24 protein-coding genes are annotated in these 24,409 nt (G+C 45.3%); 10 read left to right on the top strand and 14 right to left on the bottom strand.

Features of this window, described 5'->3' with window-relative positions; genetic code table 11:
* Window positions 1-56: 56 nt before the first annotated feature.
* The 3 genes from DWX62_RS19320 to trpB all read right to left on the bottom strand — a co-directional run bounded on the left by DWX62_RS19320 (window position 57) and on the right by trpB (window position 3,460).
* A complete protein-coding gene (locus DWX62_RS19320) occupies window positions 57-683 on the bottom strand; it encodes an aminodeoxychorismate/anthranilate synthase component II (RefSeq protein WP_120173100.1) in 627 nt (208 codons plus the stop codon).
* 124 nt (window positions 684-807) lie between these two features.
* Window positions 808-2,208: an anthranilate synthase component I family protein gene (locus DWX62_RS19315; protein WP_120173099.1), complete on the bottom strand. Its 1,401-nt coding sequence runs from the start codon at window positions 2,206-2,208 to the stop codon at window positions 808-810.
* A gap of 76 nt (window positions 2,209-2,284) precedes the next feature.
* The gene (gene trpB, locus DWX62_RS19310) at window positions 2,285-3,460 is read right to left on the bottom strand and encodes a tryptophan synthase subunit beta (RefSeq protein WP_171030456.1); all 1,176 of its coding nucleotides are present in this window, start codon (window positions 3,458-3,460) and stop codon (window positions 2,285-2,287) included.
* 629 nt (window positions 3,461-4,089) lie between these two features.
* Between trpB and DWX62_RS19300 the strand changes: the two genes are divergently transcribed.
* Window positions 4,090-4,665 carry a DUF308 domain-containing protein gene (locus tag DWX62_RS19300; protein WP_005827537.1) on the top strand — a complete coding sequence of 192 codons (576 nt, stop codon included), beginning with the start codon at window positions 4,090-4,092 and terminating at the stop codon, window positions 4,663-4,665.
* Window positions 4,666-4,750: 85 nt separating this feature from the next.
* Here DWX62_RS19300 and DWX62_RS19295 read toward each other — a convergent pair whose 3' ends face one another.
* The 11 genes from DWX62_RS19295 to DWX62_RS19245 form a co-directional block, all read right to left on the bottom strand.
* Window positions 4,751-6,049 (bottom strand): S28 family serine protease, encoded by a 1,299-nt coding sequence (locus DWX62_RS19295; protein ID WP_035448683.1) that lies wholly within the window; start codon window positions 6,047-6,049, stop codon window positions 4,751-4,753.
* 180 nt (window positions 6,050-6,229) lie between these two features.
* Complete coding sequence (locus DWX62_RS19290) at window positions 6,230-8,419, bottom strand: glutamine synthetase III (RefSeq protein ID WP_035448681.1); 2,190 nt, start codon at window positions 8,417-8,419, stop codon at window positions 6,230-6,232.
* Between the two features lie 45 nt (window positions 8,420-8,464).
* Entirely contained in the window at window positions 8,465-9,733 is a 1,269-nt protein-coding gene (locus tag DWX62_RS19285; protein WP_005837308.1) for an ammonium transporter, read from the bottom strand.
* Window positions 9,734-9,791: 58 nt separating this feature from the next.
* Window positions 9,792-10,148: a P-II family nitrogen regulator gene (locus DWX62_RS19280; protein ID WP_005827548.1), complete on the bottom strand. Its 357-nt coding sequence runs from the start codon at window positions 10,146-10,148 to the stop codon at window positions 9,792-9,794.
* A 71-nt stretch (window positions 10,149-10,219) separates the two neighbouring features.
* Window positions 10,220-10,945, bottom strand: coding sequence for a TorF family putative porin (locus DWX62_RS19275; RefSeq protein ID WP_055288639.1), 726 nt, complete (start codon window positions 10,943-10,945; stop codon window positions 10,220-10,222).
* A gap of 85 nt (window positions 10,946-11,030) precedes the next feature.
* Window positions 11,031-12,263 carry an LL-diaminopimelate aminotransferase gene (locus DWX62_RS19270; protein ID WP_120173098.1) on the bottom strand — a complete coding sequence of 411 codons (1,233 nt, stop codon included), beginning with the start codon at window positions 12,261-12,263 and terminating at the stop codon, window positions 11,031-11,033.
* A gap of 27 nt (window positions 12,264-12,290) precedes the next feature.
* Window positions 12,291-13,139 (bottom strand): diaminopimelate epimerase, encoded by an 849-nt coding sequence (gene dapF / locus DWX62_RS19265; protein WP_120173097.1) that lies wholly within the window; start codon window positions 13,137-13,139, stop codon window positions 12,291-12,293.
* 340 nt (window positions 13,140-13,479) lie between these two features.
* Window positions 13,480-14,244, bottom strand: coding sequence for a glycerophosphodiester phosphodiesterase family protein (locus DWX62_RS19260; protein WP_005837303.1), 765 nt, complete (start codon window positions 14,242-14,244; stop codon window positions 13,480-13,482).
* A 59-nt stretch (window positions 14,245-14,303) separates the two neighbouring features.
* Window positions 14,304-15,005 (bottom strand): Lin1244/Lin1753 domain-containing protein, encoded by a 702-nt coding sequence (locus DWX62_RS19255; RefSeq protein ID WP_005827562.1) that lies wholly within the window; start codon window positions 15,003-15,005, stop codon window positions 14,304-14,306.
* 25 nt (window positions 15,006-15,030) lie between these two features.
* The gene (locus DWX62_RS19250) at window positions 15,031-15,396 is read right to left on the bottom strand and encodes an SH3 beta-barrel fold-containing protein (protein ID WP_008664384.1); all 366 of its coding nucleotides are present in this window, start codon (window positions 15,394-15,396) and stop codon (window positions 15,031-15,033) included.
* 180 nt (window positions 15,397-15,576) lie between these two features.
* Window positions 15,577-15,936 (bottom strand): hypothetical protein, encoded by a 360-nt coding sequence (locus tag DWX62_RS19245; protein ID WP_057097873.1) that lies wholly within the window; start codon window positions 15,934-15,936, stop codon window positions 15,577-15,579.
* A 615-nt stretch (window positions 15,937-16,551) separates the two neighbouring features.
* Here DWX62_RS19245 and DWX62_RS19235 point away from each other — a divergent pair.
* From DWX62_RS19235 to DWX62_RS19200, 9 genes are all read left to right on the top strand, one after another.
* Window positions 16,552-17,088 carry a UpxY family transcription antiterminator gene (locus DWX62_RS19235; protein WP_057097874.1) on the top strand — a complete coding sequence of 179 codons (537 nt, stop codon included), beginning with the start codon at window positions 16,552-16,554 and terminating at the stop codon, window positions 17,086-17,088.
* A 23-nt stretch (window positions 17,089-17,111) separates the two neighbouring features.
* On the top strand, window positions 17,112-17,597 hold the full coding sequence (locus DWX62_RS19230; RefSeq protein WP_057097875.1) for a UpxZ family transcription anti-terminator antagonist: 486 nt from the start codon (window positions 17,112-17,114) through the stop codon (window positions 17,595-17,597).
* Window positions 17,598-17,670: 73 nt separating this feature from the next.
* The gene (locus DWX62_RS19225) at window positions 17,671-19,239 is read left to right on the top strand and encodes an ATP-binding protein (protein ID WP_057097876.1); all 1,569 of its coding nucleotides are present in this window, start codon (window positions 17,671-17,673) and stop codon (window positions 19,237-19,239) included.
* Between the two features lie 10 nt (window positions 19,240-19,249).
* On the top strand, window positions 19,250-19,402 hold the full coding sequence (locus DWX62_RS22065; protein WP_005827578.1) for a hypothetical protein: 153 nt from the start codon (window positions 19,250-19,252) through the stop codon (window positions 19,400-19,402).
* Between the two features lie 326 nt (window positions 19,403-19,728).
* Window positions 19,729-20,346 (top strand): transposase, encoded by a 618-nt coding sequence (locus DWX62_RS19220; protein ID WP_158562836.1) that lies wholly within the window; start codon window positions 19,729-19,731, stop codon window positions 20,344-20,346.
* A 176-nt stretch (window positions 20,347-20,522) separates the two neighbouring features.
* The gene (locus tag DWX62_RS19215) at window positions 20,523-21,767 is read left to right on the top strand and encodes an oligosaccharide flippase family protein (RefSeq protein ID WP_165491347.1); all 1,245 of its coding nucleotides are present in this window, start codon (window positions 20,523-20,525) and stop codon (window positions 21,765-21,767) included.
* Complete coding sequence (locus DWX62_RS19210) at window positions 21,764-22,390, top strand: CatB-related O-acetyltransferase (RefSeq protein WP_057097879.1); 627 nt, start codon at window positions 21,764-21,766, stop codon at window positions 22,388-22,390. Before DWX62_RS19215 ends, DWX62_RS19210 begins: the two co-directional genes overlap by 4 nt.
* Window positions 22,374-23,261, top strand: a complete 888-nt coding sequence (locus tag DWX62_RS19205) for a glycosyltransferase family 2 protein (RefSeq protein WP_005827587.1) — start codon at window positions 22,374-22,376, stop codon at window positions 23,259-23,261. The genes DWX62_RS19210 and DWX62_RS19205 overlap by 17 nt, the downstream gene beginning before the upstream one ends.
* Window positions 23,258-24,355, top strand: coding sequence for a glycosyltransferase (locus DWX62_RS19200; protein ID WP_120173096.1), 1,098 nt, complete (start codon window positions 23,258-23,260; stop codon window positions 24,353-24,355). Before DWX62_RS19205 ends, DWX62_RS19200 begins: the two co-directional genes overlap by 4 nt.
* Window positions 24,356-24,409: the final 54 nt, after the last annotated feature.

Genomic DNA, 24,409 nt, shown 5'->3' with positions numbered 1-24,409 from the left:
TTACGATTTGACGATTTACGATTTGACGATTGAATTTACTCTTTTTCTGAAGTGCCTCATTTGAAAAGCCAGTTTTTTACGATTGTTTTTCCGTCGGGTGTCAGTACCGATTCAGGATGGAACTGGATGCCGTGTATGTCATACTCCCGATGTTTCAGCGCCATGATTTGTCCTTCGGGGCTGATGGCGGTAATGGCCAGCGCTTCGGGAAAGTCCTCCGTATCGACCACCCAGGAGTGGTATCGTCCGACGGGAATCCTATTGGGTAAACCGCAGAAGATATAGTCTTCTTCGAGAGAAATACCTTCATAATCCTTTCCCCCTAATCCTTCATCCCTTGTCCCTAGTCTTTCCTCCTTCCTCCTTATCTCCGTCTGTACCCCATGGAACACCTCTTCCAGATTGACCAGCTTTCCACCGAACGCTTGTCCGATGGCTTGTTCGCCCAGACAGACACCGAGTATGGGTTTCCGTCCGGCATAGGTGCGGATGACATCCAGCAGCAGTCCGGCTTCCTCGGGGACACCGGGGCCGGGTGAGAGGATGATTTTATCGTATGGCTCCAATTCTTCGAGCCGGAATTTATCGTTGCGCAGCACATCCGTTTCTGCGCCAAGCTCTTTCACCAGATGGGCAAGGTTGTAGGTGAAGGAGTCGTAATTGTCTATGATAACTGTTTTCATCTTTTGTTTTTACAATCTATTTTATTTACTATTTGACGATTTACGATGTACGATTGAAGTTACTTTATTTACGATGTACGATTTGGCTGCGCAATGTACGCCGCATGGCAAATCGTACATAAACTCACATTTTTTCCGCCATCTCAATCGCCTTTTTCAGTGCGCCGAGCTTGTTGTTCACCTCTTGCAGTTCGTACTCGTCGTTGCTCTTGGCCACGATGCCGCCGCCTGCCTGGAACCAGAGGACACCGTTGCGGCTGACAAAAGTACGAATCGTAATCGCCTGGTTCAGCGAGCCGTTCAGTCCGATGAAACCGATGCAGCCTCCGTAGGCTCCACGGTTGTGCGGTTCCAGCTGGCTGATGAGCTGCATGGCGCGTACCTTGGGGGCACCGCTCAGGGTGCCGGCAGGAAAGGTGTCGATGAAGGCCTTGACGGGGTCGGCCTCTTCGCGGAGCGTTCCGCTGACACGGCTGACGAGGTGGATGACATGGCTGTAATACTGCATCTCCTTATAGAAGTCCACCTTTACATCGTGGCAGTTGCGGGAGAGGTCGTTGCGGGCAAGGTCCACCAGCATCACGTGTTCGGCGTTCTCTTTGGGGTCGTCGTGCAGGTACCGGGCATTGAGGGCATCCTGCTCTGCATCGCCGGTGCGCTTCGTGGTTCCGGCAATGGGGTCGATATAGGCATGGCGGCCTTCGATGCGGCAATGGGTTTCGGGGGACGAGCCGAAAATGCGGAAGCCTCCGAAGTCGAAATAGAACAGATAGGGAGAAGGGTTGATGCTGCGCAGGGCACGGTAGAGCTTGAAGTCATCGCCTGTGAAACGCTGCTCGAACCGGCGGGAGAGGACTATCTGGAAAACGTCGCCGCGCAGACAGTGGGCGATGCCCCGGCGGATATTCGCCTTGTGCTCCTCGTCCGTAAGCGGAGAGGTGGTGGGGCCGATGGCGCGGAAATCGTAGGCGGTGTAGTTGCGGTTATGGATGGCCTTCTGCACCAGGTCCAGTTCGCTGGTCTCGCCGGGCGCCAGCATCTCGAGAAGCAGCATCTCATTCTTGAAATCGTTGAAGACGATGAGGTACTTATATAATATGTACAGCATGTCCGGCGCATCGTTGGTAGCTTCGCGGCTGTCCTTCACAGGGATATTCTCGAAGTAGCGGACCGCATTGAAGGAGGTGTATCCGTAGAGTCCGCAGTAATTGCTGTATTCACCTTCCACGTGGAAGCGGCCGAGGAAGTCGTTCAGTGCATTTTCCACCCGGTATGCATCGGTTATGGGATGCTCTTCGCGGCTGTCGTCCGGCAGGCGGAAGATAGCCGTGCCGTGGTCTATGCTGACACTAGCCAGCGGACACAGAGCGATGAACGAACGGTTGTTCTCACTGCCGTGATAGTCGGAACTCTCCATAAGTGCGCTCTGCGGAAAGATGTCACGCACCTTCAGATACGTGCTCACCGGCGTATGCAAGTCACCGAGCATGGTGCGGCTGATTGTTTTATAATCATATTGTTTCATTGTATCTTGTATTTTATTTCATTGTATCTCGTATTTTCAAATAACTCATCACTTATAACTCATCACTTATAACTCATCACTCATCACTCAAATACGTCTCTATATCCTTATCCCCCCGTCCCGACACCGTCAGCACCACCACGTCCGTCGGCTTGAACTTCATCTTCTCCAGCGCACCCAGTGCGTGGGCACTTTCCAATGCGGGGATGATGCCTTCGAGCCGGGTCAGTTCGTAGGCGGCGCGGATGGCTTCATCGTCGTTGACGGCGAGGACGATGGCACGTTTCTGCTTGGCAAGGTTGGCGTGCATGGGGCCGATGCCCGGATAGTCCAGTCCGGCAGAGATGGAATAGGGCTCTTCTATCTGTCCGTCCTCGTTCTGGATGACGTAGGTGCGCGAGCCGTGGATGATGCCCATCTTGCCGAGGGCGATGGTGGCGGCTGTCATTCCCGTTTCAATGCCTTTTCCTCCGGCTTCGGCGAGGACGATTTGCACGTGCGGGTCGTTGACGTAGTGATAGATGGTGCCGGCTGCATTGCTTCCTCCACCTACGCAGGCGATGAGGTAGTCGGGGCATTCGCGTCCCTCGTGTTCAAGGAGCTGCTTCCTTATTTCTTCGCTGATGACGGACTGCAGGCGTGCCACCATGTCGGGGTAGGGATGCGGGCCGACGGTGGAACCTATCACGTAGTAGGTGTCCGACGGATGGCAGCACCAGTCGCGGATGGCTTCGTTGGTGGCGTCCTTCAACGTCATATTGCCACTGGTGACGGGAACGACGGTGGCGCCGAGCATCTTCATCTTCTCCACATTGACGCGCTGGCGCTCTACGTCGGTCTTACCCATGTAGACGATGCATTCCATGTTCATCAAGGCGCAGACGGTGGCTGTGGCCACCCCGTGCTGCCCGGCTCCGGTTTCGGCGATGATGCGGCGCTTGCCCATGCGGCGTGCCAGCAATACCTGCCCGATGCTGTTGTTGATTTTGTGGGCACCGGTGTGGTTCAGGTCTTCACGCTTGAGGTAAATCCGGCAACCGTACTTCTCGGACAAGCGGTGTGCCAAGTAGAGTGGGGAAGGGCGTCCCACGTAGTCGCGCAGCAACTGGTCGTATTCACGCTTGAAGTCCTCACTTTGCAGCACCTTGAGGTAGGTGTTCTGCAACTCTTCTACACATTTGTGGAGGATTTCGGGAACGTATGCCCCGCCGAACTCTCCGTAATAACCTTCTTTGTCAACTAAGAAATTCATCATGTTATTTACTATTTGACGATTTACTATTTACTATTTCAGAAATCAAAACGCATTATTGTTTAAACGAAAAAAGCCCCGTCGCTTGGTGCGACAGGGCTCTTTTTGTTTTTTACTATATATTACATATATACATACGAGCGCTGCTCCCTTACGACTGTCGGAGTTGTAACGGGTGCCACCACCAATATGTATTTACTAACATTGTTTTCATTGACTTTTTTTGTTTTATCGGGGGCAAAGACAGTGCAAACCGAATGTATAATAAAATGAACTTGTTCATTATTTTATGCTGAGGTGCAGCCTGTCTTCGTTTTCGCGACAAATATAAGCACTTTGTTTTAACTGCCAAAATAAATATGACTTTTTTTCTGGATAAGAACATTTTTCTTGAAATATTGTTCTTATAAGTGTAGTAAAAACGAATATTCATTCAAAAAAAGAAAGGAACAAACTATGAATAGAAAACATTTAGTTGCCATAGGCGTGGTTATTGCTGTACTATTGTTATTATACTGGCTCTTTGTGGCCGAAGATATGAATGCCTGGCTGAATGTAAACTGATTTTTCGGGATTTTCGTGTGGAGTTATTCGGATAAAGATGTATCTTCGCAAAAAAACATAGACTCATGAAAGGATTAAGTTATTCATTTTTGCGTGCTATATGTGCGCTGGTTATCGGTTTGGTGCTGGTGATGTTTCCCGACCAGGCGGGTGATTACTTTGTGATTACGATAGGTGTCATTTTCCTGGTGCCTTCGCTTATCAGCATCATAGGCTACTTTGCACAGAGCACGGAAATGCGCAGCCGTTTCCCTATCGAGGGGGTGGGCAGCCTGCTGTTTGGCTTGTGGCTGATTATCATGCCCGGTTTCTTTGCCGATTTGCTGACATTTGTATTGGGATTTATCCTGGTGATGGGAGGAGTGCAACAGATTGCCTCGCTTTCCGCTGCCCGTCGCTGGATGCCGGTACCGGGAGGTTTTTATGTGGTTCCGGTATTAATTCTGCTTGCCGGCTTGGTTGCGCTGTTCAATCCTACGGGAGTACGCTCCACGGCATTTATTATTATCGGTATCAGCAGTCTGGTCTATGCGGCTTCGGAACTGCTGAACTGGTTCAAGTTTACGCGTCGCCGCCCGAAGACACCGGATGCTTCAGTAAAGGCAGTGGACGATATTGAGGATGCACAAATTATAGAATAAAAAAACAGACCATCTGTTGAGGTTGAACAGATGGTCTGTCAGGAGTAAACGGATGGTCTGTTCATGCCACACGGACCATCCGTTTTTATTGTTTCAACCATTCATTTATCAGCTCCATCACTTGCTTCTTTTCCTCTTCGGGCAGTGTGCCGATGCGTGCCCGATGGCTTCCGCCGGGCTCTACGAATACATGGATGTTCTTCTTCCCTTTCAGCCAGGTCACTCCGGCAGCCGTCCACGGGTCGTTCTGTCCGTAGATGAATATCATTTTCGGGTCATTCTCTTTTAGGAACTTCGTGATTTTCTTGCTTAGGGTCTTGTCGAAGGGCATGTCTTTCAGCTCTTCGGGAAGCATCAGACGATGCAGGTAATCCTTGCTCGATTGGATGGAAAGATACTTCTTGAAAGGCTTCGTATCGTAGCCGTAATAGCCCAGTTCGCGGGCGGCCTGCACGAAGAATGAGGCTGTGGGACTGTCGGCAATGAAGTAGTCGGGATTACTGATGTCGAGCAGATGGGCAAATATCTCATCGTCCGAGGCCGTGGTGGCAGGGATGCTGCTGACGGGAGTTCCCCACTGCCAAAGGGCAAAAGAATACTCCAGCACGCAATAGTCGTATATCTCTTCAACGGACGCACGGAACTTGAGTCCTTTTTCATTGCAATATTTCTCAAAGCGGGGGAGCAGTGCGGCTTTCCGTTTCAACACTTCCAACTGGAAGTCCTCAATCCGTTTGCGGTCCTCCGGAGTAGACACTTTCCTGAGGAAAGGCTCGTGGCGTCCGTCTTCCGCCCCGTAGCAGAGCGGAGCTACATAAGGCACGGAAATATCCACGTCGTCCGGATAGAACGTGCGGTAGAGCAGGGTAGTCTGTCCGCCCTTGCTGATGCCGGTCGCAATCCATTTGCCGGGATAGATGCTTTTAAAGGCGTTGCGGACGGCGTGCAGGTCGTCGGCAGAATTCTCGGCGGTGAGGTATTGCCAGTCTTTGGGCTCAGGGGTGGATTCCAGGAAATAACGGTATTCCACAAAAATCATGTTGGCATCGAGCAGCTCGGAAAGTTCCTCGCGATACTTGGGGTTGAGGGCATAGGCGGCTCCATAGCCTTCGGTTACAATCACCGTGGGACGGTCGAAGCCGACGTGGGAGACAATCACGCGCTGGCGGAAACTGCCCTTTTCGGGACGACGGTGGTCCAACGGCTGGGTAAAATAGGTTACATACTTCTCGGAGAACCGGGTGGACTCCAACGGACGGGTTTCCGTAATAGCGGAAATCCGACCCAGTTTTTGCTGCAGATCGGTTTGTGCCGGGGCAGCAGCCGCAACGAACAGCAAGGCAAACAGCAGGAACGCTGCATAGCAGTTACGTAAATTCTTCATGATGACAGGATTGTTTTATCTGACGGGCAAAGATAGGTTATTTCCCGCTTACCGCCAACAGTTGGCATGGACGAAAAAAGAGAGAGAACTGCCTCGCGGCACCTCTCCCCCCTGCAAACTTAAAACAACCAACAAAAGAATGAGATAGGGATTAAGGATTCATCCTTCATCCTTCATTTTTCATCTTATAAACAGTAACTCGCGATATTTGGGCAACGTCCACATCTGATTGTCGACGATGAGTTCCAGCTTGTCGATGTGGTAACGGATTTCCTCCATCATCGGTACGATGTTGTCGTGGTAGGCGATGGCTTTTTCACGTTCACTCTCAATTCTGTTGGCCACTTTGCGCGCCTCGATCATGGCATCCACATGCTCCTTGATGAAGGCGGTACGGTCGGCAATCTCTTCGATGAGTTCCAGATTCTTGGCAGACAGTTTTGCAGCCTTCTCTGCGGAGAACAGGTCTTTCATCTTGTAGACGTTGTCAATCAAATCCGACTGATACTGTGTAGCTACGGGGATAATGTGGTTCATGGCCAAATCTCCGAGCACGCGGGCTTCAATCTGTATTTTCTTGGTGTACATTTCCCATTTCACCTCGTTACGGGCTTCCAGTTCCTTTTTCGTCATGACACCGATGGACTCGAACATCCGGATGCTCTCCGGTTTCAGGTAGTTGTCGAAAATGACGGGAACACTTGTCTCGCAGTCCAGACCGCGGCGGGCTGCTTCGGCTTTCCATTCATCGCTGTAACCGTTGCCGTCAAAGTGGATAGGTTTGCAGACTTTGATGTACCGGCGGATGACTTCGAGGATGGCGGAGATTTTCGGCTCACCCTTTTCAATCAGTTCGTCCACATCTTTCTTGAATTCCGTTAACTGCTCGGCAAGGGCGGAGTTCAGCGCAATCATGGCACTGGCGCAGTTGGCCTCGGAACCCACGGCGCGGAACTCGAAGCGGTTGCCGGTGAAGGCGAACGGGCTGGTGCGGTTGCGGTCGGTATTGTCTATCATCAGTTCCGGAATCTGCGGGATGTCCAGCTTCATGCCTTGCTTGCCGCTGAGGCTGACGAGATCGTCCTTGGTGCTCTCTTCGATGTGTTCCAGCACCTGGCTCAACTGCTTGCCCAGGAAGGAAGAGATGATGGCCGGAGGCGCTTCGTTGGCACCCAGCCGGTGGGCGTTCGTCGCACTGGAGATGGAGGCTTTCAGCAATCCGTTGTGACGGTATACGGCCATCAGCGTATTCACTACGAAGGTGATGAAACGCAGGTTCTCTTCGGGCAGTTTGCCGGGTGCGTGGAGCAGGATACCGGTGTCCGTACCCAGCGACCAGTTATTATGCTTGCCGCTACCGTTGACACCCTTGAAGGGCTTTTCGTGCAGCAGTACGCGGAAACCGTGGTTACGTGCCACTTTACGCATCAAGGCCATGATGAGCATGTTGTGGTCTACCGCCAGGTTGCATTCCTCGAAGACGGGAGCCAGCTCGAACTGGTTGGGAGCCACTTCGTTGTGACGGGTCTTGACGGGGATGCCGAGTTTCAGCGCTTCGATTTCCAGTTCCTTCATGAAAGCGGCCACACGGCTGGGGATGGCCCCGAAGTAATGGTCTTCCAGCTGCTGGTTCTTGGCGCTGTCATGGCCCATCAGCGTGCGTCCGGTCATCAGCAGGTCGGGGCGTGCGGCGTACAACCCTTCGTCAACCAGAAAATATTCCTGCTCCCAGCCCAGATAGGCAACCACTTTCTTTACTTCCGGATTGAAATAGTGGCATACGTCGACGGCAGCCTTGTCTACGGCACGCAGGGCTTTCAGCAACGGTGCCTTGTAGTCCAGAGACTCACCGGTATAGGCGATGAAAATAGTCGGGATGCAGAGCGTGTCGTCTACGATGAATGCCGGGGAGGAGGGGTCCCATGCCGAGTAGCCACGTGCCTCGAACGTATTGCGGATACCGCCGTTCGGGAAACTGGAAGCGTCCGGTTCCTGCTGCACGAGCAGTTTGCCGGTGAATTCCTCCATCACGCCGCCTTTGCCGTCGTGTTCCACAAAAGCATCGTGCTTTTCGGCAGTACCTTCGGTCAGCGGATGAAACCAGTGCGTATAGTGGGTCGCCCCCATTTCAACCGCCCATTTCTTCATACCTGCGGCAACCTCGTCGGCTATGCTGCGGTCCAGCGGAGCTCCGTTGTCAATCACATCCGTCAGTTTGGCATACACCTTGCTCGGCAGATAGCGGAACATCTTCTCCTTGTTGAATACATACTTGGCAAAATACTCTGACGGACGTTCCGCCGGGACTGCCACTGCAACGGGTTTCTTCTTGAACGCCGTCTCTACTACTCTGAATCTCAATTTTGACATAATACCTTAGAGTTGTAATTGTTGGTTTAATAAAATATAAAATCATTATGCACCGTAGGCAGACTCGCCGTGTTCGTAAATGTCGAGTCCTTCTTCCTCCACACGTTTGGAAACGCGGAGGCCGTGGATTTTGTCGAGTCCTTTGAAGATGATGAATCCCATGCCTGCTGCCCATGCGCCTACTACGAGTGCACCGAATACCTGCGCTCCGAGAAAGCTCCAGCCTGCACCGTAAAACAGTCCCTCACTGGTGGAAAACAGTCCGGTGAGGATGGTTCCCGTGAAACCGCAGACGCCGTGTACGGAACTGGCCCCTACGGGGTCGTCAATTTTCAGTGTCCGGTCGATGAATTCCACCGAATAAATCATCAGGATGCCGCAGATGGTGCCGATGATTACCGCCCCGAAAGGAGAAACCATGTCACAACCGGCCGTGATGCCTACCAATCCGGCCAGAATGCCATTCAGTGTCAGAGACAAGGAGGGTTTGCCATATTTCATCCAGCTTACCGCCAATGCAAAGAAACCGCCTGCGCAGGCTGCCAGATTGGTGGTGAGGAATACATGCGAGATGGCCCTTGCATCGTCCGTAGTGGCTGCTGCCAACTGTGAACCGGGGTTGAAGCCGAACCATCCGAACCAAAGGATGAATACACCCAGTGCCGCAATCGTGAGGTTATGTCCCGGAATGGCTCTTGACTTGCCGTCTTTGCCGTATTTTCCGATGCGCGGGCCGAGGATGGCCGCACCTACCAGGGCAATCCAGCCGCCTACGGAGTGGACGATGGTGGAACCTGCGAAGTCATGGAAAGTTGTTCCGAATGTTTCCATCATGAAGGAACCTGCCTCACCGTTCATCAGCCAGCCGCCGCCCCAAGTCCAGTGACCGGAAACGGGATAAATCAGCACACTGATGAAGATGGTGTAAACCAGGTACATGGAGAATTTGGTACGTTCTGCCATAGCTCCGGACACGATGGTGGCAGCCGTTGCGCAGAATACAGTCTGGAATACCAGGAAACCTTCCGTGGGAAGCCCGCCTCCGTCGTAGAACGAGAGGTCGAAGAAATGGGGCATTCCTATGAATCCGCCTGCACCGAACATCAGTCCGAAACCGATGAACCAGTAGAGCAGGCTGCCAAACATGAAGTCAACGAAGTTCTTCATCAGGATATTGGCCGTATTTTTTACTCTGGTGAAACCGGCTTCGACCAGTGCAAAGCCCGGCTGCATGAAGAATACCAGCATGGCTGCAAGCAGCATCCATACAGTGTTCAGTCCGTTGGTCAGTTCACTTAAAATAAGTTTATCCATAATTTCTTGTTGCTTTTAGTTGTATTGTATTTTCTTAGTTGTGGTTTGTAGCTGCCCGTTATCTTTCTTGTTCGGCATTGTAGAGTGCGATGTCGCCTCTCTCTGCAGTACGTATGCGTATGGCATCCTCAATGGGGATGACGAAGATACGTCCGTCGCCGATTTCACCGGTTTGTGCAGATTTGATGATGGCTTGTACGGTCTTTTCCGCATTCTTGTCGCGTACCACGATGGAGATAAGAATCCGTTCGATGGAACTGGTGTCGTACATGACACCACGGTAGATACGGGCTTGTCTGGATTTCCCGATGCCCCGTACATCATAATAGGAGAACCATTCGATGTCCGCTTCGAGCAGCGCGTCCTTCACGTCCTCGAACTTGGTCTTTCGGATAATAGCTTCAATCTTTTTCATACCTTAAATAATTTACGATTAGACAATTTACGATTTACCGTTCGGTGTGTGTAAATCATAGGTTTTTCATCTTAGAAACTTAGTCCGACTACGAAATAGGCACCTTCAGACCTTGGATTCCAGGTTGCTTTGGCAAACAACGGGAGGGAGAAGGAATCGGTGATTTTGATGTCTTTTGATACTCCCAGACTGACGTCGCATACGGCAAATCCGTTGGCTCCATAGAAGTCCGTGGCCCAAGGGGTAGCGCCTATCTCGGCCGCCCAGTCCAGTCCGCCCAGTGTGAAGGGGGCTGCCACGGAGATGTAGGATGAATAAGCACGGTCACCGTCTTTGTCAACACCGTCGTCGCCTGCAAAGTTGGTATACCAGTTTATGGCTACGGGGCCGAAATCATAGCCGATTTGCGCTTCGAACAGATGTGAGTTGGCAGCATTGTGTGCACCGTACTGGAAGTATTTGGCTGTCACCCCATCTCCGGTCACATTGTACCAGTAGTCCGTCACCGATACGCTGAAGCCTCCGGTTGAATATCCCAGTATGAGGTCGAACTCTTTCGTGTCCGAACTCTCGATGCCTACGGAGCCCCAAGCTCCCAGAGAGAAACCTTTGTAGGCGATGGATGCGCTCGGCTGGAGGCTTACCCCTCCCAAATCCTGGCCACGCCACACGTAACCGCTTACGAGGTCGACGCCTGCCGACGCTTCCACTTTATCCTGAGCCTTTGCCGTGAAAGGCATTGCCATTGATAACAGCGCCATTGCCATTATTCCCCATTTTACACTTTTTGTTTTCATACCTTTTTACCTTTAAGTTTAGAAAAATTCCGGATGATCAGTCCGACTCGATTATAGCAAGTACCTCGCTAATTCAATTGTTTTTTTATTTCAGCCACTTCCGGATGCGCTTCATGGCTTCCACGCAGTCTTCGTGCTTGCCGAAGGCCGTCAGCCGGATATATCCTTCACCGCTGGGGCCGAAACCTACACCCGGTGTGCCCACTACATTGGCTTCGTACAGCATCTGTTCGAAGAACCGCCAGGAACTTGTTCCGTCGGGTGTTTTCAGCCAGATGTAAGGAGCGTTCACACCGCCGTAGACTTTCAGCCCGGCCGCTTCAAGGCCCTGCTTCATGGTCCGGGCATTGTCCATATAATAATCTATCGTTTCCTTTATCTGCCGCTGTCCCTCCGGTGTGTAGATGGCTTCCGCCGCCCGCTGGGTGATGTAGCTGGTGCCGTTGAACTTGGTAGATTGGCGGCGGTTCCAGAGCTTGTTCAGCGGGATGCGTTCGCCTTCCAGCGTGGCGGCAGTGAGTTCTTTCGGCACAACGGTGTAGCCGCAGCGTACTCCCGTGAATCCGGCAGTTTTCGAGAAGCTGCGGAACTCGATGGCGCATTTCTTTGCTCCCTTTATCTCATAGATGGAGTGGGGCACGTCGTCTTCGCGGATGAAGGCTTCGTAGGCAGCATCGAACAGAATCAGCGTGTCGTTGGCGAGCGCATAATCTACCCATTTCTTCAATTCGGACTTGGTCAGAGTGGTTCCCGTCGGGTTGTTGGGATAGCAGAGGTAGACAATGTCGATTCGTTTGTCCGGAATCTCCGGGATGAAGTCGTTCTCGGCGGTACAAGGCATGTAGGTAACGTTGCTCCACTGGCCGTTTCCTTCCAATACTCCGGCACGTCCGCACATCACGTTGCTGTCTATATAGACCGGATAAATAGGGTCGGTCACGCCTACACTGTTGTCGTGGCGGAGAATGTCACCGATGTTTCCCGTGTCGCTCTTTGCTCCGTCGTTCACGAAGATTTCCGTAGGACCGAAGTGGATGCCGCGTGGAAGGTAATCGTGCTTGATGATGGCTTCTATCAAGAAGTCGTATCCTTGCTCGGGACCATATCCACGGAATGTCCGTGCGTCAGCCATCTCCTCCACTGCCTTGTGCATCGCTTCGATGCAGACTGGTGGCAGTGGCCGGGTAACGTCTCCGATACCCAGACGGATGACCTCTTGCTTGGGATGTGTTATCCTGAAAGTATTTACCTTCTTGGCTATGTCTGAAAACAGATAACTGCCCGGTAGCTTTAAAAAATGTTCGTTTACTAATGCCATAATCTTTTCTTGGTTGATAGTTGGTGGTTAGTCAATTAATTCAATTTTGCCGTCGAATACTTTGGTGGCTTCTCCCGTCATCAGTACATGCCTGGTGGCGATGTCCCATCGGATGTTGAGTGAGCCTCCGTCCATGATGATGATGGATTCCCTTCCTGCGCGTCCGGTGAGGAAGGCTGCCACGGCAGTGGCACAAGCTCCGGTTCCGCAGGCTTGGGTGATGCCCGAGCCTCGTTCCCAGACACGCATCCTTATTTTTCCTTCTCCCAATATCTGGGCAAATTCTACATTGATGCGTCCGGGGAAGAGAGGGTGATTCTCCAGTTTGGGACCGATGACTGTAAGGTCGATGGCTTCAATATCATTGACAAAGATTACCAGATGCGGGTTTCCCATGGATACGGTGGTCCCTACATATCGTTCTCCGTCCACTTCGATGGGCTGTTCTTTCATCGGTTTGGCTCCTTTGCCGTCGTAGTCTGCCGGTTCGTCGGCAGGTATGCCCATGTCTACGGTTACAGAGTTGACCTTTCCGTCTGCCAAGTGCAGGTTTAGCATCCTTATACCTGACAGTGTATCGAGTGCGATTTCTGTTTTGGAGGTCAGTCCGTAGTCAAAAAGATATTTTCCGATGCAGCGGCTTGCATTGCCGCACATCCGGGCCTCCGAGCCGTCGGCATTGAATATCCGCATGCTGAAATCGGCCTTGTCCGAAGAACCGATAAGTACCAGACCGTCACTTCCAATTCCCGTATGCGGTGCACTCCATGCCCTCGCAAGTTCTTCCGGATGGCTGATAGGATATTGGGTCGTATCTACATAAATGTAGTCGTTTCCGGCACCGTGCATCTTGGTGAATTTTATAGCTCTTGTCATTTTGTCCTTTATCAGTTGGTTAATATATCCTTTTGTTTTATTTCGATGCAAATATACGACGTTTTGTTTTATAATTAACTGTAAAGCATATCTATTTTCTATTATTTTTTAGCGAAACTTTCATTCAATGAGAATATCTACTGTCAGGCTTTCAATTTAAAAGCATATGGCTTTGTTTTTATATAAATTGTAATCCATGTGAAAGTTTAGTTTGATTCAAAATAAGAAAAAAGATTTTTTATAAGACTAATTGCTATCTTTTTGAAAACAATAAACCGCTCCATTGCGAACATAATGAAGCGGTTTGTTTGGTTTTTGTTTCTAAATGTATAAGGAACGGCTATTTTTTCTTTAAAATTTCTTCCAGCACTACCGGTTCATTGGTTGTGATGAAATCTACTCCTTGGCTGATAAGCCATTCCATGTCTTTGGCTTCGTTTACAGTCCAGGCGTTCACTTTCATGCCGAGGTCGTGACATTCCTTTATCCATTCGGGATGTTTTTGGAAGACACTGAAGTGATAGTCGGGACCGGCACAACCCCATGCTTTCAGCTCCTTGGGGGTAAGGTCACCGGTCAAGTAGTAGACGGGGGTGCCTTTGGGTGCCAGACGGATAAACTCCTTGGTGGCATGTTGGGAGAAGGTGATATATTCCGTACGGTCCTCCAGCCCTTTGTCCTTTATCATTTTTACGATGCCCTCTACGGCTCGTGTTTCCTGTTCGGGGGTCTTGTGGGCTTTCAGTTCGAGGATAAGGCGGGTTTTCAGGCTTTTTGCCTTGTCCAGATACTGTTGCAGGGTAGGGAGTTGTTCGCCGTTGTCCAGTTGTACGGCGGTGCATACCTTGGCTGTGGCATCTTGCATAGTCACGCCTTTAAAGGTGGCGTCATGATTGACAACCAGCTGATTGTCTGTGGTGAGCCAAACGTCGAACTCGGAACCGTAGCAGTGGATAGAATCAGCCTTTACAAGTGCGGCAAGGGAGTTTTGGGCCGAGCCGTCCGTAGTCCAGAAACCACGGTGGGCAATGACTTCCTGGGCCTGGATAGTGCCGCATGCAGCAAAGAGCAGGGCGGAAGCAAAAAATAGTTTTTTCAGATTCATAATGATTAGGGTGTTTTGTTATGGACACAAAGATAAGTATTATATTTCTTTTATTAAATCTAACCTCTGAGTAATTTCAGTATGTACTTTCCAGGCATCACGATACGGGCTTTCAGTTGGGGTGAGCTGTTCAACTCGTATAGGATTTTCCAGATTTTCCCTCCCAGTTTTCCAAAATCCGTCAGTCTCAGGATGGCATTCAAATCGTGTATGTCGGTTACTTTCTGCCTTGCCAGTTCTTCCATTAGGCCTTGGTAATTATGCGTCTGTCTGTTGAGCGTGTACTCCGGTGGAGTCAGAAGAATCTCCTCCTTCCTTCTTCCCGTCTCCCCTTGGGGAGATAGAGAGGGGTTTTCTTTATTCTCTTTATTTAGTTTATTTGCTAAAGCGCTGCTTGTCTTGGCATCCCTGATTCTCTGCTGGTTAACCAGTCCACCGCGACGTCCGGCTTCCTTTTTAGCTTCTTGTTGGGCGTCCCATGGCTCCATGCGGCGGCTTAGTCCGGGGGATGAGAAGCTTGTCTCGTTCACCTCGAACAGCGCATAGTCATAGATGATTCGCTTCAGTGTGGCAGTTGTCACCCTTGCTTTTTGTGCCAGTATGGGAATCACTTTCAGGCTGGCTTTATATTCGTTCTGCAATCTGAGGAATTCGAGCACTGTCCAGTAAATGCCATATCCTTTCATACCTTCTTCTTGTATCATAATCATTAATTTTAGGTTGCTGCCGGCATTGGCATCATGTAGTAAATAAGCCTCCATAGCTTTTGATATTGGTGTTTTTTTGTTAGTTTACTATCGGTCTCCATTCCATAAAGTTCTCAATCAGAAAAGTCCGCCAGCCTTGTTGTTCCGCGTCCCAATAGGCTACGTGAGCTTTAATGCTTGTCATGTCATGTTTCTTTTTGAAGTCGCTTTCGTAGGAAACAAGGGTTCCTCTTCCCATGTAGAAGCTGCCGTCCTGCTTTCGGTAGGCTATCAATGCATATCCGTATCGCATGTATTCCAATAGGGAATTTATGCGTTGTGCCATCCATTGTACAGACTCCATGCTCAATGTCGTGTTTTCCGTAATCCGTTTTTCCCATAGCTTTTTTGCTTTTTCTGTTTTGGATACAAATTTCTCCTCAAATTCAGTTTTTTCTTTTCCCATTTTTTATGTTTTTAGGGTTAGTAAATGTATGATAATCAGCAATGAAAAAGGGCTACTCCTTTCAGTACGGATGGCTACGCCCTTGCCTTGTTGAGGCTACACCATCCGACAAGAAAGGTGTAGCCCTTCTGTCCGGTTGCTGACGGCGGCAAAATTACTGCCTTTCCAGGTACTGAACTATCAGTGATTTATCCTTACATCATATCCGTATGGGTCAATCAGTGTGGTGTCTTCCTGTTTTATGATGGCCCATACCTTCTCCAATTCGGTGATTATCGTACTGTAAGTCAAAGGCTTTTGCTCTCCTCTGGTTCTCTTTGTGAAGTTTTCGGAAGCAACGAATAGTTTGGCTATATCTGTAATTTTCTTGATATTTGTTCCTTCAAAATAGCCTGATTTAAAGGCTCTTAAGTAACCTACATAAACATGGGTCTGGTCTCCGTAGTAAACCCGTTCTGACAATAGATTTTCGTTCACTATGGAGCAGTGCTCTTTGACTTTTGTTACTTTTATTTTCTGTGTATCAGATTGATACGACATGCTTCTCTGTTCGTTACTGTTGAGATGCTTCTTTTTTTGAGTTCTTTCATTTGTGTAATTCTTCGTTCGTTTAACTGTTTTTTATTCTGGTTAAAAAATGCGAAAGTGTAAAAAGTGAGGGAGAAATAAGGGGATTTTGGAGGGAAATGTGAAGGGTGAGTTGTAAATGGTTGATATATAAGATGATATGCTGTTTTAAAAACGTACGTTTAAAAAACACCTATTTCGAACTTATACAAGACATACTCAAAGAGCTAAAAATAAGAAGATTTTAACTGATTACATATATTGCATATACTACTGAAATTCAATGCAATATACTTATCATTATTTATTATTAGGAACATTTTTCTATCAAACATTTTGCCATTACAAAAAACGTCTCTATCTTTGCGTTCATTAAACGTACGATTAAAAAACGCTTTTTTGTTTCTAATACGTTCGTTTATAGTCTCTTACCAAAAGGTAATGAACAACCGCAGAGAATCTGTTGACAAGAAGAGCATAGTGCTTGTCAAACTTCCCATAAAATGCTCGCAAGTGATTGAACTACAGTTCTGTAATAGTAGTTCAAAGCCCCCAAGGAATACCTTTTTCTAAGTAAAATTAGCAAGAATAGAAATGGATAAAGAGACCGAAGTTTGGTTTGCCATGCGTGCCACATACCGCAGGGAGCTTGAGGCTATGCATCTTCTCGAAAAGGCAAATCTTGGCTGTTTCATTCCCATGCAATATAAGATAAGTATCCGTAGGGGCAGGAAAGTCCGTGCTTTGGTTCCCGTCATCCGTAACCTGGTTTTTGTCCATGCACGTCCTTCCGAAGTACAGCGATTTAAATCTCAAATTACTTATTTGCAATATATCACCGATACCCGTAGCGGTCGGAAAATAGTCATTCCCGACCATGATATGCAGCGTTTCATAGCCGTCGCCGGTACCTACAATGACCATCTTCTCTATTTCCAACCCGAAGAACTGAATCTCTCCAAAGGTACGAAAGTCCGTATCACCGGTGGCGACTTCGAGGGTCAAGAAGGTGTTTTTCTAAAAGTAAAAGGTGCCCGTGATCGTCGCGTAGTGATTGCTATACAAGGTATCATTGCCGTTGCCATGGCGACCATCCATCCAGACCTCATTGAAGTAATCCGCTAGTCTTTAATTTATAATTACTACTCATGTCTCTTTTAGAAGAAGCACTCCTCCTTCAGCGTGCCGCGCACGATCTGATGTATTTGGGTATGGACGGTAGTCCTATCTATAGCGATGATTTGTCTCGTCGTAACAGCGAAGTCTATCGCTTGACCACAACTTTGTATAATTCCGGCACCTGGGGCACCACGGTGGAGGAGCAGGCAAATGTCTGTCTTGCTCTCTTGAAGGGGTATAGTGCCTCGTTCATTGACCATGGTGAAAAACTACAGCATGTGCAGGAGGTATTGAGGCGTTGCTGGGATACCCTTGATTCCCTTCCTTCCTCTTTGCTGAAACTCCGCTTGCTTACGGCTTGTTATGGAGAGGTTTTCGATGAGCCTTTGGCCGACGAAGGCCGTTCTATCATTGCTTCTTGGAGTGTTGCATCACTGACTGCCGAGCAGCAGGAAGCAGTTGACGAGTTTCAGAATGTGGTGGATAATCCTTATCCATGGGAGGAAATGGAATAAAAATGTATAAATAGGATTTCTCTTTGAAGAAAAAACGTATATTTGCATATAGCTTCTAAAAAAGAGAAATAAGATGGAACAGATGCGTAAACTGCCAATTGGTATACAGACTTTTGAAAAGCTGCGTGAAGAAAATTATCTTTATGTAGACAAAACAGCAATGGTCTATAAGATAGCATCCAATTCCACTCCCTATTTTTTGAGCCGTCCTCGCCGTTTCGGTAAGAGTTTGCTTATATCTACCTTCGAAGCTTACTTTCAAGGACGTAAAGATTTGTTTCACGGGCTTGCCATCGAAAAACAGGAAACCCGGTGGGAGGAATACCCTGTATTGCATCTGGACTTGAATGCACGTAAATATGAAACAGCCGGAGATTTGGTAGCCATGCTTAATCAATATCTGGAAAAGTGGGAATTGAAATATGGTGCGGAAAAGCAGGAGCGTAGTCCCGAAGAGCGTTTTGCCTATGTGATAGAGCAGGCGTATGCCCAGACGGGTAAGCAAGTGGTAGTGTTGATTGATGAATACGATAAGCCTTTGCTTCAAGCTCTTTCGGATGAAAAGTTAACGGAAGAGTATCGTCGGATATTGAAAGCCTTTTATGGGGTACTGAAAAGTGCCGACCGTTATCTCCGCTTTGTTTTTTTGACGGGTGTGACGAAGTTTGCGCAGATTAGCGTGTTCAGTGATTTAAATCAGTTGCAGGACATCAGTACATGGCCCGACTATTCTTCTTTATGTGGTATTACTAAGGAAGAACTGCTCACAACGTTTACTCCGGAGATAGAACGTTTGGGTGTTTCCAATGGGATGGACTTCGATACAACTTTGGAGCGGATGACGAAGCTGTATGACGGTTATCATTTTTACCCTCATTGTGAAGGGGTTTTTAATCCTTTCAGTGTGTTGAATGCATGCAAGTCGAAGATTTTGGATAATTTCTGGTTTCAGACCGGTACTCCTACCTACTTGGCTAACTTGTTGAAAAAGAGTGATTATGATTTGCGCCTTTTGATTGAGGGAGTTGAAGTGACGGCTTCTGCTTTTTTTGAGTATCGTGCAGAAGTAAAGAACCCGCTTCCCATGATTTACCAGAGTGGTTATCTGACCATCAAAGACTACGACAGGGATGTTTTATTGTACACTTTGGGTTTTCCCAATGATGAGGTACGCTATGGTTTCTTGAATTTTCTGGTACCTTATTATACGGAAGTGACCGATGATGAAACCGGTTTCCACATAGCCAAGTTTATGCGTGAACTCCGTTCCGGTGATGTGGATGCTTTCATGGAACGTCTCCGGGTGTTTTTTGCCGGTATGCCATACGATTTGAGCGATAATACGGAACGTCACTACCAGGCTGTCTTTTATGTGGTTTTCACTTTGATGGGACAATTTGTTGAGACGGAAATCCGTAGTGCCCACGGTCGTGCCGATGCCGTGGTGAAGACGAAAGATACCATTTATGTTTTTGAGTTTAAACTGAACGGCAGTGCCGAGGAGGCTTTACGGCAGATTGATGAAAAAGGGTATCTGATTCCTTATAGGTTGGACGGGAGGCGTCTTGTCAAAGTGGGGGTGAATTTCAGCAAGGAAAGGCGTAATGTAGACAGGTATATTGTGGAAGATTTTGTTTTCTAAAATTGGAAATATGGTTACCATCAAAAATAAGGAATACGGTTCTAATATCAGCCTTGCTGCCATCTGCAATTCTCTTTGCAAGGCGGAACATCAGTTGCTTGAGGAGTTTGTCACGGTCGGTGCCAATGCATACGTGGTACGCAATACGCAAAACTCCCTATAAACTCTAGAAGTTCGGTCTTGTGCTGACATATGAGGATGATGTTAAAGGTGAATGGCACATGCTGATGCCTGACTCTGTACGAGATTCCCTTTCGGACCTCGTCCCTCAGTTTATGAATTATATAAATGCCGGCCAGCTGATACCTTCGGTAAAGGAAATCCGGATGCGGATGGCGTTGCATCGCTTTTTGGATAGGGAGAGTTGGTGCCGGATTCAAAAAATAACGTATTATTGCTTACCCATATGGACGGTAAGCACTCAATTGTTTATTTGCTTTACCGCCCCGTATGCTAGATTTTTGTGCCATAAAGATAAAACGAATGCTTATGGCAAGCAGCACGGATTTCAAGAATTTATGGAAACGCTATCAAAAGGAGGGAGTTTCCAAGTTCATCTCTCATGTCCGGGCAAAGTTCAAACTTGCTGCAGACATCGCCAAAGACGAAGAGGCGGCATGGTTTGTGGAACAAATTGGGCGGTTGTATCTGATAGAGGCTGAATGTTTGATGCGTCGGCTCACTCTCGGGGAGATAAGGAAAAGAAGAAATAAATCCGATGTCAGTGAGATATTGAAAGGCTTGAGGAAACAGGTATTGGAACTTCAGCAGGATAAACGCTGTCACTACGGTAAAATGATGGAGACAGCTTTGGCTTATATGTTGAACGGCTGGGATGACCTGCTTAAATATCGCCACTGGGGCGACTACACGATAGACAACATGGTGGCGGAACGTGCGATACGTCCCTTTGCCGTATCGCGAAATAATTCTCTTCACTTCAGCAGTGAGGAGGGTGTCAATGTGGCAATGACTTTCTATACCATTATCGAAACGGCCAAGATGTACCTCTCGGATATCAAGGGATATCTTATACATGTATTCCGTGAACTATTGTCAGGAAACAAGAACTACGAAATGCTGATTCCATCAGGCATTTCGGTTTGAATTAAGTTAAATCGAAGTCAAATATAATAAGACCAATTCCCTTTCTCGCTGATTTTCAGTAGGGAAAAAGGTATTGAGTGCTTACTTTTAAACCTTTTCAGGTCTAAAATGACTGCTTACTTATTTTCAGAAGAGTCCAAAGTGATTGAGTGCTTACGATGATGTTAATTTGCAAAGTGAAAAATATATCTGACTATATATATAGGTATAAAACCTTAATTGAAAATTTTGGCTATCTAACTTTATTACAGATATGTAATTTATTGATACCACTTGTTACATATCCTTATTTAATTAATACTTTAGGAAAAAATTTATATGGTGTAATCATATATTCTCAGGCAATAGTTAGTTATTTAGCAATATTTGTAAACTGGGGATTTAATATCTCAGCTACGAAATATATTAGCATTAATAGAGAAGATTCAAAGAAGATAAACGAAATAGTTAGTGTGGTATATATTGTAAAAACCTTGCTTTTAATTATAGTATTTGGATTCTTATTTTTAATATTTCTTTTTCCTGAAATTCGAGAATATAAATTATTATATATTTTTTCAATGTGGCAATGTATTTATGAATGTTTATTTCCTATATGGTTTTTTCAAGGTATAGAAAAAATGAAATATATTGCAATTTTTTCTTTCATAGGACGTGTAGTGTTTATTCTATTGATATTTATATGGGTCACTACACCGCAAGATTATTTATTGGTTCCACTTATAAATGGCATTGGAGCTATTATTACATCTCTTATAGCCATATATATACTAATATATAAATTTAAAATTAAGTTTAGATGGCAGTCTTTAGCGACTATATTTTATCATACAAAAGATTCAACCAAACTTCTCTTAACGTCAATAACAGGTATAGTGAAAGATAGGACTAATACTATAGTTATTGGTAGCGTTTTGGGAATGGGAGAAGTTGCTTATTATGATTTTGTAGAAAAAATAGTAAATGTATTATCTACTATATTTTATACAATAAGTAATGTTGTATTTCCATATTATAATAAAAATGCTAATAAAATATTTGCCCGTAAACTTTTAATATATACTACTGTAATAGGAGTTTTATTATATTTTATTGTTGGATGTTCTTTGAAATCATTTATTCTTTTATTTTTTAATAATGATATGCTAATGGCAATTCCTGTGTATTGGATGTTGGGAACTCTGTTTATATATCGCCATTTAAGTTATTTTCTTGGAACTGTTATATTAATAAGTCACAATCATGTAAAAGATGTTATTGTCAATATGTTTTATAGTATGTTCGTGTATTTGTTCGTAATAATGTTTTTGGGAATTATTGATTGTTTAAATATATATACTTTATCTATATCATTGGTAATATCTGTTTTCTTTGAAACTTTACAGAGATGGTATTATTGTAAAAAATATGGTATAATATGATGAATTTCATAAATCGGTTTATGAGACTCTTTAGGAGAAGGACTGTCAATATAGGACGAGATGTACAATTATTAGGAAATACTGTTATAGGCTGTGATTGTTCTTTTTCAGCTCGCGTTATTTTCAGTAATTCTATTATTGGAGATTATTCATATGTAAATTATAACTCTATTATACATTGTTGCCATATAGGAAAGTTTTGTTCAATAGGTCCTAATGTCGTAGCTGGCTTGGGTAATCATCCAGTAGAAAAGAACGTTACGACTTCTCCGAGGTTATTTTTAAAAGGAAAGTTCCTTTTAGAAGATAGGTATGACCAGTTTGCTATAGTTACTATTGGAAATGATGTATGGATTGGTGCTAATGTGACTATTGTAAATGGAGTTACAATTGGTGATGGTGCAGTAATAGGAGCAAATTCTATTGTAACTAAAGATATACCGCCTTATTCAATTTATGGTGGAGTACCGGCTAAATGTATTAGAATGCGCTTTGAGCAGAATCAAATAGATTTTTTGTTAAAATTAAAGTGGTGGAATATGGATGAGGAATGGATAAGAAGTAATAGTTTACTTTTTTCAGATGTTAATTGTTTAATGGAAAAATATGGAATTTCTCTTTAGTGTATTTACTCCGACTTACAATAGAGCGAATACTATAGGACGTACCTATGAATATTTGTGTAAACAAACATTACGTAGTTTTGAATGGATTATTGTGGATGATGGTTCCACAGATAATACAGAAGAAATAGTTCAGAAATGGATAAATACAAATAAAATTTCCATTGTATATTTGAAGCAGGAGAATGGGGGAAAGCATCGTGCATTTAATAGAGCAGTGCAGATAGCTAAAGGGGAAATCTTTATTTGTTTAGATTCTGACGATTATTATATTGAAACTGCACTAGAAATAATTTATTCATATCATTTGATACATAAGGATAATCCTTGGATAGCAGGATTTTCATGTAATTCTTTAGATTTACATGGAAATCTAATAGGAACTTCGCTACCTGTAGACGAGTTGGTTGTTTCACATTATAACCTTTACAATTCATTGTCAGTAAAAGGAGATAAAGGGTTAATTTATTATACTCGTATTTTGAAAGAATATCCATTCCCTGAATTTGAGAATGAATTCTTTGTAACAGAAGCATTGGTTTTAAATAGAATTTCTTTGCGATATAAAATATGTTGTATTAAGCGAAGTTTAGAAATAAAAGATTATCAAAGAGATGGTCTGTCTAGCAAATACAGACATCTGTGTTTAAGAAATCCTAATGGTTATGCTCTGTATATAAATGAGAGGAATTATTTTAATTTATCATTTACTAACTATGTTATTAATGCTGCAAGTTATGTGCGTTATAGTCTATTTGCAGGAAAAAGTTTTAGGAATATATATAAAGAAGCTATAAATAGAAGATGGACTTTTATAATAGCCTGTTTCTTAGGAATTTTATTATATATTAAAGATAAAAGTAGGTCATGAAAAAAAATCTTTTATTCATTATAGATAATTTGAAAGGTGGTGGAGCAGAAAGGATATTGATAACAATACTTCAACATCTTGATGCAAAAAAATATAATGTAGATCTTTTTTTAATAAATAGAGAGGGTGTTTATCTTGATAGTGTTCCTCGGAATATATGTTTATATTCTGCTTTGGGGGATTCAAATCTGCTAATAAATAAAATTAAGAGACGTATTTTACTAACGTTTCCTAGCTTGTTCTATATCTTTCATATAAGGAAACTATACGATTGTTATATTGCTTTTAGAGAGGATACTGCTACCAGAATTTTATTTAAAGCTCCTGCTACTGCGCAAAGAGTGGCTTGGCTACATACAGATTTAATAAAGCATACCTACTGTAAAACAACTAATAAGCGGAGATATTTTCGTGACCTTCCTTCTTTAAATCAAATAGTATGTGTTTCTAAAGCTTGTCAAAAGACATTGATAAATTTATGCCCTGCTGTCAAAAATAAATCGATTGTTTTATATAATCCTATTGATATTTCTGATATTATACAAAAATCAAATGTACATATTAATGTACCATTTAGTCGGGATAGAATAAATTTATTGGCTGTAGGTAGGATTGACAAAGGTAAAAATCATCGATTTTTGATTGAGTGTATGCCTTTATTGTTGAACAAGGGAAATTTTACATTATGGATTTTAGGTGTGGGGCCTTTACAAGTTGAGTTGGAAAAACTGAGAGATGATATGGGATTGCAAGATTATGTACATTTTTTAGGGTTTAAAGAAAATCCATATCCTTTAATAAAATCCTGTGACGTATTTGTTTTATCTTCCCTATATGAAGGATTACCGACTGTAATAATAGAAGCTTTAATTTTAGAAAGAAATATTGTTTCCTCTCCTTGTGTAGGTGCTGAAGAAGTATTGTGTAATGGAGAGTTTGGATATGTGGCTTCATTGGATATAAATTCTTTTTCGGAAGCAATTTGTAAAGCGTCAGAACATTCTTTGTTGATATCCACTAAATTAAGGCATAGATTATCTGATTTTGATTTGAATCAGCAAATATGTAAAGTTAATACTTTATTTAGATGGTAAGCAGTCAAAAAATGGCTATTGATTGCAACCTCTATCTTCGCTGCGAACAAAAAT

It is taken from the genome of Bacteroides sp. AF20-13LB, from assembly GCF_003603065.1.
Taxonomy (GTDB): domain Bacteria; phylum Bacteroidota; class Bacteroidia; order Bacteroidales; family Bacteroidaceae; genus Bacteroides; species Bacteroides uniformis.
Note: the sequence above shows the minus strand (reverse complement) of the source record. Positions and strands in the feature narration are given on the sequence as shown.

Bases quoted from the DNA above. Each gene is read 5' to 3' on its own strand.
- DWX62_RS19315 (WP_120173099.1), bottom strand. From the start codon at position 2,208: ATGAAACAATATGATTATAAAACAATCAGCCGCACCATGCTCGGTGAC.
- DWX62_RS19320 (WP_120173100.1), bottom strand. From the start codon at position 683: ATGAAAACAGTTATCATAGACAATTACGACTCCTTCACCTACAACCTT.
- DWX62_RS19285 (WP_005837308.1), bottom strand. From the start codon at position 9,733: ATGGATAAACTTATTTTAAGTGAACTGACCAACGGACTGAACACTGTA.
- DWX62_RS19225 (WP_057097876.1), top strand. From the start codon at position 17,671: ATGGAACAGATGCGTAAACTGCCAATTGGTATACAGACTTTTGAAAAG.
- dapF (WP_120173097.1), bottom strand. From the start codon at position 13,139: ATGACAAGAGCTATAAAATTCACCAAGATGCACGGTGCCGGAAACGAC.
- DWX62_RS19290 (WP_035448681.1), bottom strand. From the start codon at position 8,419: ATGTCAAAATTGAGATTCAGAGTAGTAGAGACGGCGTTCAAGAAGAAA.
- DWX62_RS19260 (WP_005837303.1), bottom strand. From the start codon at position 14,244: ATGAATCTGAAAAAACTATTTTTTGCTTCCGCCCTGCTCTTTGCTGCA.
- DWX62_RS19245 (WP_057097873.1), bottom strand. From the start codon at position 15,936: ATGTCGTATCAATCTGATACACAGAAAATAAAAGTAACAAAAGTCAAA.
- DWX62_RS19270 (WP_120173098.1), bottom strand. From the start codon at position 12,263: ATGGCATTAGTAAACGAACATTTTTTAAAGCTACCGGGCAGTTATCTG.
- DWX62_RS19250 (WP_008664384.1), bottom strand. From the start codon at position 15,396: ATGGGAAAAGAAAAAACTGAATTTGAGGAGAAATTTGTATCCAAAACA.
- DWX62_RS19210 (WP_057097879.1), top strand. From the start codon at position 21,764: ATGATGAATTTCATAAATCGGTTTATGAGACTCTTTAGGAGAAGGACT.
- DWX62_RS19205 (WP_005827587.1), top strand. From the start codon at position 22,374: ATGGAATTTCTCTTTAGTGTATTTACTCCGACTTACAATAGAGCGAAT.
- DWX62_RS22065 (WP_005827578.1), top strand. From the start codon at position 19,250: ATGGTTACCATCAAAAATAAGGAATACGGTTCTAATATCAGCCTTGCT.
- DWX62_RS19300 (WP_005827537.1), top strand. From the start codon at position 4,090: ATGAAAGGATTAAGTTATTCATTTTTGCGTGCTATATGTGCGCTGGTT.
- DWX62_RS19295 (WP_035448683.1), bottom strand. From the start codon at position 6,049: ATGAAGAATTTACGTAACTGCTATGCAGCGTTCCTGCTGTTTGCCTTG.
- DWX62_RS19255 (WP_005827562.1), bottom strand. From the start codon at position 15,005: ATGGAGGCTTATTTACTACATGATGCCAATGCCGGCAGCAACCTAAAA.
- DWX62_RS19280 (WP_005827548.1), bottom strand. From the start codon at position 10,148: ATGAAAAAGATTGAAGCTATTATCCGAAAGACCAAGTTCGAGGACGTG.
- DWX62_RS19275 (WP_055288639.1), bottom strand. From the start codon at position 10,945: ATGAAAACAAAAAGTGTAAAATGGGGAATAATGGCAATGGCGCTGTTA.
- DWX62_RS19200 (WP_120173096.1), top strand. From the start codon at position 23,258: ATGAAAAAAAATCTTTTATTCATTATAGATAATTTGAAAGGTGGTGGA.
- DWX62_RS19230 (WP_057097875.1), top strand. From the start codon at position 17,112: ATGTCTCTTTTAGAAGAAGCACTCCTCCTTCAGCGTGCCGCGCACGAT.
- trpB (WP_171030456.1), bottom strand. From the start codon at position 3,460: ATGAATTTCTTAGTTGACAAAGAAGGTTATTACGGAGAGTTCGGCGGG.
- DWX62_RS19220 (WP_158562836.1), top strand. From the start codon at position 19,729: ATGGCAAGCAGCACGGATTTCAAGAATTTATGGAAACGCTATCAAAAG.